This is a genomic window from Exiguobacterium sp. EA-TM-5 (assembly GCF_053878415.1).
This window is the reverse complement of record NZ_CM132670.1, coordinates 516,805-529,164: the sequence shown is the minus strand read 5'-3', so window position 1 is coordinate 529,164 and position 12,360 is coordinate 516,805. Positions and strand designations below refer to the sequence as shown.

Annotated in this window: 11 protein-coding genes, 1 pseudogene and 1 riboswitch; of the genes and pseudogenes, 7 read left to right on the top strand and 5 right to left on the bottom strand. The window is 47.4% G+C overall.

Going from position 1 to position 12,360, the window contains the following annotated elements:
• Positions 1–159: 159 nt before the first annotated feature.
• On the top strand, positions 160–1,689 hold the full coding sequence (locus ACV3PA_RS02850; RefSeq protein WP_456125585.1) for a cryptochrome/photolyase family protein: 1,530 nt from the start codon (positions 160–162) through the stop codon (positions 1,687–1,689).
• 41 nt (positions 1,690–1,730) lie between these two features.
• On the opposite strand, the gene ACV3PA_RS02845 is transcribed toward ACV3PA_RS02850, so the two are convergent.
• A complete protein-coding gene (locus tag ACV3PA_RS02845) occupies positions 1,731–3,098 on the bottom strand; it encodes an amino acid permease (RefSeq protein WP_456125584.1) in 1,368 nt (455 codons plus the stop codon).
• 160 nt (positions 3,099–3,258) lie between these two features.
• Positions 3,259–3,336, bottom strand: a riboswitch (glycine riboswitch).
• Between the two features lie 209 nt (positions 3,337–3,545).
• Between ACV3PA_RS02845 and ACV3PA_RS02840 the strand changes: the two genes are divergently transcribed.
• On the top strand, positions 3,546–4,085 hold the full coding sequence (locus tag ACV3PA_RS02840) for a histidine phosphatase family protein (protein WP_456125583.1): 540 nt from the start codon (positions 3,546–3,548) through the stop codon (positions 4,083–4,085).
• Here the strand turns inward: ACV3PA_RS02840 and ACV3PA_RS02835 are convergent.
• Positions 4,077–5,048: a PD-(D/E)XK nuclease family protein gene (locus ACV3PA_RS02835; RefSeq protein ID WP_456125582.1), complete on the bottom strand. Its 972-nt coding sequence runs from the start codon at positions 5,046–5,048 to the stop codon at positions 4,077–4,079. The two genes, ACV3PA_RS02840 and ACV3PA_RS02835, sit on opposite strands and share 9 nt — an antisense overlap.
• 221 nt (positions 5,049–5,269) lie before the next feature.
• Here ACV3PA_RS02835 and ACV3PA_RS02830 point away from each other — a divergent pair, with 221 nt between their 5' ends.
• Positions 5,270–6,493, top strand: a complete 1,224-nt coding sequence (locus ACV3PA_RS02830) for an MFS transporter (protein WP_053451992.1) — start codon at positions 5,270–5,272, stop codon at positions 6,491–6,493.
• A gap of 42 nt (positions 6,494–6,535) precedes the next feature.
• Here the strand turns inward: ACV3PA_RS02830 and ACV3PA_RS02825 are convergent, their stop codons facing one another.
• Positions 6,536–7,057: an NUDIX hydrolase gene (locus ACV3PA_RS02825; RefSeq protein WP_053451991.1), complete on the bottom strand. Its 522-nt coding sequence runs from the start codon at positions 7,055–7,057 to the stop codon at positions 6,536–6,538.
• A gap of 18 nt (positions 7,058–7,075) precedes the next feature.
• Entirely contained in the window at positions 7,076–7,570 is a 495-nt protein-coding gene (locus ACV3PA_RS02820; RefSeq protein ID WP_053451990.1) for an LURP-one-related/scramblase family protein, read from the bottom strand.
• A gap of 142 nt (positions 7,571–7,712) precedes the next feature.
• Between ACV3PA_RS02820 and ACV3PA_RS02815 the strand changes: the two are divergent.
• From ACV3PA_RS02815 to ACV3PA_RS02800, 4 genes and pseudogenes are all read left to right on the top strand, one after another.
• A pseudogene (locus ACV3PA_RS02815) lies at positions 7,713–9,320 on the top strand (FMN-binding glutamate synthase family protein).
• A 107-nt stretch (positions 9,321–9,427) separates the two neighbouring features.
• Positions 9,428–10,426, top strand: coding sequence for a tRNA dihydrouridine synthase (locus ACV3PA_RS02810; protein WP_456125581.1), 999 nt, complete (start codon positions 9,428–9,430; stop codon positions 10,424–10,426).
• 55 nt (positions 10,427–10,481) lie between these two features.
• Positions 10,482–10,973 carry a MerR family transcriptional regulator gene (locus ACV3PA_RS02805; RefSeq protein WP_456125580.1) on the top strand — a complete coding sequence of 164 codons (492 nt, stop codon included), beginning with the start codon at positions 10,482–10,484 and terminating at the stop codon, positions 10,971–10,973.
• 61 nt (positions 10,974–11,034) lie between these two features.
• The gene (locus tag ACV3PA_RS02800; protein ID WP_456125579.1) at positions 11,035–11,766 is read left to right on the top strand and encodes an SDR family oxidoreductase; all 732 of its coding nucleotides are present in this window, start codon (positions 11,035–11,037) and stop codon (positions 11,764–11,766) included.
• A gap of 49 nt (positions 11,767–11,815) precedes the next feature.
• On the opposite strand, the gene ACV3PA_RS02795 is transcribed toward ACV3PA_RS02800, so the two are convergent.
• Positions 11,816–12,337, bottom strand: coding sequence for an SF0329 family protein (locus tag ACV3PA_RS02795; RefSeq protein ID WP_456125578.1), 522 nt, complete (start codon positions 12,335–12,337; stop codon positions 11,816–11,818).
• Positions 12,338–12,360: the final 23 nt, after the last annotated feature.

Below are 12,360 nucleotides of genomic sequence, written 5' to 3'. Positions count from 1 at the left end.
CAAAGGTGATTCAATTTATAAACGATAATGGTTTTAAATGTAAAATATACATAGTATAAATAAAATTTTACGATTCTGCAAGCGTGGTTTGAACACATGCCAACGTATAAATTTATCCAAAAACGGTAATCATATAGCAAAGGTAAAGGAGGAACTCTAATGGCGACACGCTGGATATTTGGTAATCAATTGAATCACGATCTCCCCTTATTGCAGGAAGCAAACAAACAAGATGACGTCATCCTGATGGTCGAAGCGACCTCACGCTCCAAATGGAAGACGTATCATAAACAAAAGCTCATCCTCGTCTTCTCGGCGATGCGGCATTTCGCGGAAGAACTACGCGAGAAAGGCTTCACCGTTGATTACCGGGAAGCCGACTCGTTCGATCAGGCATTCAAGGCGCATCGTAAAGAGCATGATCCAAATCATGTACTCTATACGGCGATCACGGATGAACCGATGCGCAAGGCGATGCACAAGTGGCAAGACAGTTTACCGAAGAAAATCACGGTCGAGGTTTGTTCCGACGTGCCGTTGTTTTTACTGACGCAGGAAGAAGCGATTGAAGCAATCGGTGACAAGCCATACAAGATGGATCGTTTTTATCGCAAACTGCGCAAGGAACGAAACGTTCTCATGAACGGCTCCAAGCCGATCGGTGGAAAATGGTCGTTTGACGCCGATAATCGAAAACCAGCGAAGTCCGGTACGACGTTTAAGGATCCAATTCAGTTTCGTCCGGATCGCATCACAAAGGACGTCATTGAAAAGGTCGAACGGGATTTTTCTGATCACCCGGGAGCACTTGACGCGTTTCATTGGCCGGTCACACGCAAAGAAGCGACGCGGGCTCTCCATCGTTTCATTGACGAACGGCTCGAGACGTTTGGGACGTACCAAGACGCCATGCTGACTGGTGAAGATACGCTATCGCACTCGCTTTTATCGGCAGCAATCAATCTCGGCTTACTGACACCGGAAGAGGTCATTCGTCAAGTCGAGGCAGCACTCGAAGATCAAGATGCTCCGCTCAATGCGGTTGAAGGTTTTATTCGTCAAATCCTCGGCTGGCGCGAATACATGCGCGCCGTCTATCTAGCCGAGATGCCGAACTATGCTTCCGTCAATGCGCTGCATCACGAAGCGGATCTACCAGACTTTTTCTGGACCGGAAAAACGAATATGCACTGTGTCGCTGAATCGTTACGTCCCGTCGTCGAACATGCGCACAATCACCATATCCAGCGCTTGATGGTGCTCGGGAACTTTGCCAATCTGTTTGCAATCTCACCACAACAGACAGCAGACTGGTTTAATGAGATGTACATTGATGCCTACGACTGGGTCGTCTTACCGAACGTCCTCGGAATGGCGCTTCATGCCGATGGGGGAACGTTATCGACCAAACCGTACATTGCCTCGGCGAATTACATTAATAAGATGAGTGATTATTGCAAGGGATGTCCGTTCCATCAGAAAGACATGCTTGGCGAAGACGCCTGTCCGTTTAACGCCTTGTACTGGGATTTCATCGATCGGCACGAAAAGCGCTTCGCTGATAATCCACGAATGTCGATGATGTATCGACAATGGGAAAAACGGGATGCCGACAGCAAACGCGATATTCGCAAGAAAGCCAAAGCACTTCGGAAACAACTACAGGACGGTGTTTTCGATACACCATAAAACAAGCCGGTCGGATGAATATCCGACCGGCTTGTTTTAGCTTACGCACTTTTTTGATTAGCTGTTTGTTGTTTCTTTTTCCGGAGATGATACAGTCCGAATAGTCCGAGGAACCAGACCGGTGTCAGCAACAAGGCAGGACGTGTATCGTCAGCAAACAGCATGACGACGAGAATGACTGCAAACAATCCAAGCACGAGATAGTTGACGAGTGGTGTCAGTGGCGCTTTGAATGTCGACGCCGCATGTAATTCTGGATTTTGTTTCTTGTACCGAAGATGACAGACAAGGATGACACCCCAGACCCAGATAAAGCAGATCGCACTGATCGTCGTAACGATACTGAACGCTTGACCCGGTAACAGTTTACTGAGTAAGGCACCGACCGAGACAACAATCGTCGAAACGAACAAGGCGTTTGCTGGGACATGGTTTTTGTTCAACTTCGAGAACTTTTTCGACGCTTGCTGTTGATTTCCCAGGTTATATAGAATCCGGCTCGTCGAGAACATCCCGCTGTTACACGCCGAAGCAGCGGACGTCAGTACGACGAAGTTGATGATTCCTGCTGCAAGCGGAATCCCGATCAAACTGAATGTCTTGACGAACGGGCTCTCTGTCGCATTTAATCCTGTCCATGGGTTGATCATCAAGAGAATGAGTAAGGCACCGACATAGAAGAATAAGATCCGAAGTGGAATCTTATTGATCGCGGATGGAATGTTCTTCTTCGGATCCGCTGTTTCTGCTGCGGATACCCCAACGAGCTCAACACCGACATAGGCGAAGACGACCATTTGGAACGATAGCAAGAATCCTGTAATTCCGTTTGGCATCCAGCCACCATGTGACCAGAGATTCGAGACGGTCACGGGACCCGCGTCTGTTTTAAACCCGATCGCGAGCAAGACGATTCCGACACCAATCAAAGCAAGGATTGTCACGACCTTAATCAACGCGAACCAAAATTCGAGTTCACCGAACAATTTAACGGTCAACAAGTTAAAGCCCAGTAAAATCAAGAGCGCAAGAACGGCTGGAATCCATTGCGGGATATCAAACCAATACTTAACGTAGACACCGACGGCGATGATGTCTGCCATCGCGGTCATGATCCAACAGAACCAATACGTCCAACCCGTCACGAACGCGGCACGTGGTCCGAGATAATCTTCTGCGATATCCGTAAGTGACTGATAACCTGCTTTTGACAATAACAATTCTCCAAGTGCCCGCATGACGAAGAAGATCGCGATCCCGACGAGTAAATAGGCAAAAACAATCGATGGTCCGGCGAGTTGAATCGCTTTTCCTGATCCTAAAAATAAACCTGTTCCGATCGTTCCACCAATGGCAATCAACTGTACATGACGATTCGATAAATCCCGCTTTAATCCTTGCTGTTCCAAACCTGAACTCCTCCTTGTGATGATTTCTCTACACTTCAGACCGTTCTGTCGGTCCTGAAAAAGAAAAAAAGAGACTGGACGAATGTCCAATCTCAACAAAATCAAAGGAATAACCCATACACGCCACTACGACATTCTATGAATGCCCGTCGCTGCATGTGATTACTCTTCTGTCCGTTTGCCTGAGATTGTGAACCCTTCGGCGCCGTGTCAACACGGTCTCTCCAGAAGCTGCTCCTGCCATAGTGTGACCCATGACAATCATAGCTTTCTCTTTATTTGATTATCCGATGCGTCGCTGCATCGATGAATTGTTTCTAATTCTAGTAATCTCGACAGCGTTTGTCAACGCCTTTCTCAAAATGATTTTTCAATTCATGAAAAGGACTTTACCATCTTTTCCAGAAATCATACAGCACTACTTCATCACGAAAGGATGAAACATTCATGTCGACGATTTACATGATTCGCCACTGCGAAACGACCGGTCAGGCACCTGATGCCCCATTAACGTCACGAGGAGAGGACCAAGCACAACGACTGTGCGAACAACTACTTGAGCTTCCGATCAGTCACATCATTTCAAGTCCGTATCGCCGTGCCATTGACTCGATTCAACCACTTGCGACTGCCCTACAACTATCGATCATACAAGAAGATGACTTAAAAGAGCGACGGTTAAGTGCTGTTCCACTTGAAGATTGGCAGGATCATCTTCGTCGAACATTCGTCGATCCAGACTATACGTGTCCTGGTGGTGAATCCAGTCGGACAGCAACGGGTCGCATCATCCGTGTCGTCGAAGAAGCCTTGCAGCAACACGATGTATCGATCCTCGTGACACACGGGAATTTGTTATCTCTCTATTTACATGCGCTCGACCCAACGTTCGGATTTGAAGAAAGTTTACAGCTGAAGAATCCGGATATTTTTAAGGTGACACAAATCGATGGTGTCATATCCTTTCAACAAATCGATCTATACTAACGGAGTCTGACTTAAATGTGCATAACGCTTCAATTCGAATACGGTTTGGTCAAAATCAATTTTTTGATCATCAAAGACTTGTATGTAATCGGAGCGTTGTGCAATCGTCATCGTTTTTCCGCTACGAACACTTTTCGGTCGACTTAAATTCAACTCATTCGTTTGAGAATACTCTAATAACGCCTGCATGCACTGATCTCGGTACGCTCTCATATTTTGACTATCAGTAGCCTCTACCTTTGCTTTTAACGTTGATTCTTCTAACTGCCAATAGTGCTGACTGCATTTCCCTTTCCACCAAAATGCCCAAAATCCACCGCGGGCATTTTCCACGCGCCCCCAGTTTCCGTTCTGCAATTCTTTTTGCAGATCTCTAAAGAATCCTTGCCAAGAGAAATTGCTCCATTCCGTGAGAGGTAGTGATTTATAGGATTCGATTGAGGTGTCGATCTGCTTGAGATACTGAAGATAATCATTCAAAATCTCATTGGTCGTCGAAGGATGAAAGCCGCTCAGTACTTCGATCATCTTCGTTCGTGTGAATACTTGATATCCTGCTCCTGTCACACCGGAGTAATCGCCTTGTTCTACGATTTTGTAATAAATCGGTATCGGCTTCAAATGCCATGTCTCGGGATGCGTTTTGACCATGTCAAGATATCGATTTAATTGGTTCGAATGATGTTTCGTAAAGACTTTATCCTCGATCAGAATGGCATATGTCTCATTGATGACCGCTAATATATCTAGACTATTGAACTGTCTTCTAATACGGACACTGTGAATGGGTTCCCGCAATGGGCAATCATGAAGGTGGAACATTTCACGTACAAACTCATTCGCCATCGCATGGAGTTGTGGATCGTGACTTCGTACTCCTTCTTCCGCCCACTTCAATAACCAACATAGAAAGGCATCTTGCGATAACTCACTGGTGGCATAATCAAAAATATTAGGTTTCAAGCGAATACCTCCTTTTATTACAATTATAACCATTTAACTTTCTATTATTATTCCTTTGAAGAATAATAACGAACTCCACTCATTCAATTTGCTTATAGATTTCATAAGAACTATCTATTTTACTTCCCTTCAAAACGGCTTTATATTAAACGAATTGATAACAAAGTTAAGTAGTTTTCGATTCATGTATGAAGCGGAACTTCAGAAAAGAAGGGATTTTTATGTCTACCACAAAAAAAGGCTATTTCATGATGATCGTCCTCTGGTTCGCCTATGCGACCTTCGCCATGAACTGGGTCGCCGGTTCGTCGTTGACGCCACAAATCACGGCGCATTTCTTCGGTAATCAGACCGTTGACCCTCTCATCTCACAACTCGTCAACTATTCGATCACGACGGCACGTGTCTTCGCCAACATTCTCGCCGCGCTCATCTTGATGAAGCTCGGTCCGAAAAAAGCACCGCTACTCGCACTGTTGTTCCTGATGATGTCGATTGTCGCCATCTATCTGCCGAACTACTGGGCGTATACGGTCGCTCGCATGGTCATGGGACTCGGTGGTTCAATGGTCATCGTTTACATGAACCCAGTCGTGACACGTTACGTTCAAGATCCAGCTGAAAAATTACGGATCAATGCCTTCAACACCGTCTCCTATAACGTCGGTGCATTCGTCGTTTCGCTCTTGTTCACGTTGTTCGCCGATCAATTCGTCAGTGACTGGAAACTGACGTTGACGATCTTCGCGAGTCTGACAGCGATTCTCTTCTTCGCGTGGTGGATCGGTAGTGAGTCGTTCGAGTTGAACGATGCTTCGGACGCGGACGAAACGCCTTACGGTTATGGAGACGCTGTCCGCGATTCGTTCCTCTGGAAATATGCAATCGCCTTCGGTGGTTTCTTGACGCTCTATATCTTATCGCTCGTCGGCTTGAAACCCGTTTTCGATACGTATACGCAGTTGAACGGTTCACTCGTCAACCTGTTGGTTTCAGGTGCTGGAATCATCGGTACGTTCGTCGGTCTACGGATCGGTAACAAGGGCACACCACGTAAACCGATTCTATTAATCAGCGGGACGGTCATGATTGCGAGCTTCCTTGTCACTGTCTTGTTCGGAAACATCTCGCCACTCGTTTCGTATGTCTTTGCGTTCATTTCCGGATTTGCGATGTACATCCAGTATCCGATTTTCATGAACTTGGCACACGAACGAAAAGGCATGACGCCGCAAAAAATCACTGTCTTGTTCGGTCTCTTCTGGGCGATCGCCTATGCGACGCAGACGATCTTTACGATCATTTGGAGTTACGCACTCGGACATGCTGGATATACGGTCTCGATGATCGTCTTCTTCCTCTGCTGTTCCGTTTACCTGTTCTTCACGTTCTTCTTACCAGAAACGAAACCAAAACGGACGAATGCAGTTCGAAAATCCGCTTAATCAAGCAACAAGCCCTTCCGGAATCACCGGAAGGGCTTGTTTTTATGCTTCGTTATGCGCGCCGTAGCTATGACGAAGAGCAAATAACAGTCGAATCAATGATTCATGATAACCGATGAACCAGCCTTCTTCGATTCCATTAACGATCGCTTCTTCTGTCATCCAGGCGACGCGCTGGACTTCTTCTTCCTGTAACGTTAGCGTCGTCAAATCCACTTCCTGCTCGACGAGATAATAATCGTCAAAACCGATTTCAAAAGGAATCGTCAGATGGGGACGGACACCCGTGAAATCGATATCGAGTCCTAGTTCTTCCGACAGTTCACGTTGCGCTGCCATCTGACTCGTATCCCCGCTGATCGCACTACCCCCGACCGTCAAATCCCACATGTTCGGCCAGCCGGATTTAAACGGTTGCCGTTGCTGGACCAGCATCTCTCCCTTGGCGTTAAAGACACAGACGTGAATCGTCATGTGATAATCGCCCGCTGTATGCGGTGTTCCCCGTGTCCAGAGCCGTCCTGTTTTCTTGCGGTCCGCTGTGTATACATCCCATTGCTCCATCTTGCATCATTCCCCTTTTCAATTGATGAAAGACGAGTTGTTTGAACTTTCCTCCGCCTTGACGCAATCAATCGCGACGACAAGGGCAATCAATAACTCTTCCATCGCTTCATCTTCGACTTCAATCATGTACTGATCAGTCCAAGAAATCCATTTCTTCTGAACGCGACCAATCCGTTGCCCTTGTTGTAGGACTTCAAAATCAACATCCCACCAGTCGCCCGTCACTTCGAACTGATCCGAGTTGATCGTATAACGGTCCTTGAAGAAGGTAAGTTCTTTAATGATTTCAAATGATTGTCCTGCTGCTTCGACATAAAAGACAGGGCGGAAACTAAACGTTTTCTTCTCGATTTCGGCGACGACTTCTCCGTTTCGGTTCGTTACGGAAAAGGTCTTCGGTAATTTCATAAAACTGCCTTCGATGTGATACGCATCGTGTCCCGCTTCGTCCTGAATCGCAAATCGTCCACGTAAACTGAAGGCTTTTTGTTTCATATAGAGTGTATGCATACCGGTCTCCTCCTTTAATGTATAGTTTCATTTACGCGATCATTGACGGAAAAGATTCAATATCTGGAAATTATCGTTTGTGTCCGGACTTTCAGTGGTATCAACTTACATACCACGAATTTACGGGAAAGAAGGAATTCTGATGTCCATCGATACGATTGTTCTCTTCATTCTGCTCGCCATCGCCCTGTTGATCATCCTTGTCCCGCCCCTTCTCTTTTGGCATGTCTGGCGAGCCGATCGTCGCCAGCAAGAACACGCGGTCCTGCGCAACTTCCCCGTCCTCGGAAAGATGCGCTACATCCTCGAGAACATGGGACCGGAACTCCGCCAATACTTATTTCTCAACAATAACGAAGGCAAGCCCTTCTCCCGCAATGAATACAAGACAGCCGTCCTTTCTGGAAAATACCAAAGTCGGATTCTCGGTTTTGGATCGGAACGTGACTTTGAAGAAGCCGGTTTTTATGTACAAAACGCCCTCTTTCCAACGAATCGAAATGAACTACGCATCGATCAATCAGAACGTGTTGATACGCACATCTATCAAATCGACCGTGACGAACTATTTACACGTAAAGAACATCTCGTTGCGAAGCAAATCTCACCCTATCTCTTGAAAATGGAGGATGCACCGGTCATTGGCGCGACGACATGTCGACACCCCTATCAAATCCAAGGGCTGATCGGTCAATCGGCAATGAGCTTTGGAGCACTCGGTGACCGGGCCATCACTGCGCTCTCGATCGGACTCGGTCGCGCTAAAGGCAGCTGGATGAATACTGGTGAAGGTGGTTTGTCCGATTTTCATCTCAAAGGTGACGTCGATATCATCTGTCAGATCGGTCCCGGTCTGTTCGGTGTCCGGACGGAGGACGGTGATTTCTCATTCGACGAATTCCAGAAAAAAAGTGAGTTACCGCAAGTCAAAGCCTTCGAACTCAAGCTCGCCCAAGGAGCTAAAACGCGCGGCGGACATTTAGAAGGTGCAAAGGTCACAGAAGAAATTGCTGCTGTCCGGAAAGTCAAAGTCGGTGTTGGCATCGATAGTCCGAATCGCTTTAACGAGTTCACGACACCAGAGACGATGCTCGACTGGGTCGAACGTCTCCGCGAAGTCGGCGGCAAACCGGTCGGGATTAAAGTCGTCGTCGGTAATCTCGAAGATATGCGGCAGTTGATTGCTTATATGAAAGAATCTGGACGTCATCCGGCCTTCATGACGGTCGACGGTGGCGAAGGGGGAACCGGTGCGACGTTCTAGGAACTCGCCGATGCGGCCGGTCTACCGCTCTTTTCCGCCTTGCCGTTCGTCCATCAACTCCTGACAGAAGCCGGTTTACGCGACAAGGTCAAAGTGTTTGCGTCCGGTAAGCTGATCAGTGCTGATAAGATTGCGATCGCCCTCGCCCTCGGCGCTGACTTCGTCAACATCGCGCGTGGTTTGATGTTTAATGTCGGCTGTATCCAAGCCCAAGTCTGTCATACGAATCATTGCCCAGTCGGTGTCGCGACGACCGATCCAAAACTACAAAAGGCGCTGATTGTCGACGAAAAGAGTTTCCGCGTGACGAACTACATCATTTCGTTAAGAGAAGGTCTCTATAACCTGACGGCGGCAGCAGGACTCGTCTCACCGACGGAACTTCGCCCGGAGCACGTCATCTACAAGGATGAAGCCGGACACCTGATTTCGGGACCAGACTGGATGGCACGGCATATGGTACACCACTCTCTTTCCTCGAGGTAACGAATAGCACTCACTTGCACTTTTTAGCGAGAGCGCTTAAAGTGTATAGTTGATGAAATTCTTTAATCACACATGTGCATTACCTTAAGGAAAGGGTTTAATATACTATGAAAAAGAACTTTTGGCAGGACCTACCACGACCATTTTTCGTCTTAGCACCAATGGAAGACGTCACCGATGTCGTCTTCCGTCACGTCGTCGCAAAAGCGGCGCGTCCGGACGTGTTCTTCACGGAATTTACGAATACAGAAAGCTATTGTCATCCGAAAGGCAAACAGAGCGTCCGCGGACGTCTCGAGTTCACGGAAGATGAACAACCAATGGTTGCTCATATCTGGGGCGACAAACCAGAATATTTCCGCGAAATGAGTATCGGTATGGCAGAGATGGGCTTTAGCGGAATCGACATCAACATGGGCTGTCCCGTCCATAACGTTGCTGTTAACGGAAAAGGCTCTGGCTTGATCAATCGTCCGGAAGTGGCGGCTGAATTGATCCAAGCTGCAAAAGCAGGCGGTCTCCCAGTCAGCGTCAAAACGCGTCTCGGGTACACGAAGGTCGAAGAGTGGCACGATTGGTTGCGCCACATTCTCGAGCAAGATATCGCGAACCTCTCGATTCACCTCCGGACACGTAAAGAGATGAGTGCCGTTCCAGCGCACTTCGAATTGATTCCGGAAATCAAGAAGTTACGTGATGAGATTGCACCACAGACGTTACTGACGATCAATGGAGATATCAATGATCGCCAACATGGTCTTGAACTCGTCGAGAAGTACGGTGTCGACGGCGTCATGATCGGGCGCGGGATCTTCCACAACCCGTTTGCGTTCGAAGTCGAGAAAAAAGAACATTCGAGCCAAGAACTCCTCGATTTGTTACGTCTACAACTTGATCTACACGATCACTATTCGACTCAATTCGAGCCACGCCTCTTCAAACCATTACGCCGGTTCTTCAAGATTTACGTCCGCGGATTCCGCGGTGCGAGTGAACTGCGTGTCAAATTGATGGAGACGAACTCAACGGACGAAGTGCGTGCTTTACTCGACGCTTTCGTTGAAGAAGAAGGCATTCACGAGGTCAACTCGTTTTCAATTTCATAATACGTAAAAGAGAAGTCGAGTCCGACTTCTCTTTTTTGAATAGGAGGGCTAACAAATGAGTATGCGCATCGGTGAAGTAGCAGAACGAATGGGGATTTCAACTTCCGCAATCCGATTTTACGATCGAAAAGGGTTACTCCCGTTCGTCGACCGGGATGAGCACGGACGACGACAGTTCAAGGAAAATGATTTCAACTATATCGAAACAATTGATTGTCTGAAACGGAGTGGTGTGCCGATTAAAACGATCGCGGCATTCATTGAATTATGTATGCAAGGCGATGCCTCTCTTCGTCAGCGATACGACTATTTGGATGAAGAGGAACAACATTTACAAGCAAAAATCGAAGAATTGCAAGCACAACAAGCCTTTCTTCGCTTCAAGAAGTGGTATTACAAAACAGCCATCGAAGCTGGAACGGAATCACTTCACTTCATACCAGGTACGACCCTATTCCAACCGGATCTTCAAGAACAATTCGAGCGTCTTTTAGCAACGGAACAATCCATCGACGCTTTAACCCGTCTTGATGAGCATAGGGGTTGACTTAAACTAAGGTTTAACCGATAAGGTCGAGATAATCACACAGAAAGAAGGGATTTATCTCATGAATAAACCATTAGTCGTCATTACAGGTGCTAGCTCAGGATTCGGTGCTGAAATTGCCAAACGTTTTAACCAGGAAGGGTTCCCACTCTTATTACTCGGAAGACGTCTTGAGAAAATGGAGGAACTTCCACTCGATTTTGAGCATGTTCTTCTCAAACAAGTCGACGTGACAGATCTTACCGCTTTTGAATCTGCCGTCCGGGAAGCAGAAGAACGGTATGGAAAAACCGATCTCCTCATCAATAATGCCGGTGTCATGTTACTCGGTAACATCGAGACGCAACAACCAGACGAATGGCAGACGATGCTGGATACGAATGTCCGAGGTGTATTGAACGGGATGCAAATCGTGCTTGAAGATATGAAAAAACGTCAGCATGGAACGATCCTCAACATGTCTTCCATTGCCGGCTTCAAAGCGTTCGTGAATCATGCTGCATATGTCGCAAGTAAGTTCGGTGTTCACGGAGCAACGGAAACGATTCGTCAAGAAGTCGCCGAGCACAATGTCCGCGTTTCACTCGTCTCTCCTGGATACGCCGAAACGGAATTACTGAATCATGTCACGAATGACACACTCGTCTCAGGAATCGAAGAGTGGAAATCAACGATTGGTGGCACGACGCTTGATCCACGTCATGTAGCAGATACGGTCTTCTTCATCTACTCTATGCCACAAGACGTCACTGTTCGCGAAGTCGCGTTAGCGATCACGAAACAAACGCCATGATGGAATAAAAAGCACGCCTCCTCTTCTTGAGGAAGCGTGCTTTTTGGTGTCACCAGCCTTCAACTGTTTGGCGCGTATGCGCACACCACTGTTCAAAGTCTGAAGCATGTGTCAGTAACAAGAAACGTCGTTTCCCGAGTCGTCGATCGAGCCGCGCGATACCGCGGATGAAAGGATGTGGATGAACGAGCGCTTGTTCAAACGCGAGATTCGGGTACTGTAACAAATCTTGCTGCATCTCATAGTTCTCTAGATACCCGTCTTGTTTGACCTGTCGTTCGATGTCAGCCGATAACGCATGCGACTGCTTCAACCAGTCGGACTGCCATAGTTCTTGAAACGATCCATTTGGTCTTTCCGGTAATTGTGTAGCTTGTAATGCATAACGCCGCTCGACTTCTCGTTCGAAACGAAAGTCGTCCGCTCTGAGAATCTCTTCTCCGTCAAACGCCACCCAGACGCGACTAGGACTGTCTTGAATCCGGTAGACGGCGGCGTGAAAAGCAACCCGTCCTTGTAATGACGGGGCGAGCAGTTGCTCGACCCGTTTTTTGATGATGGAAAACTGCAAGCGATCCGTCCTTTCCGTCCAGC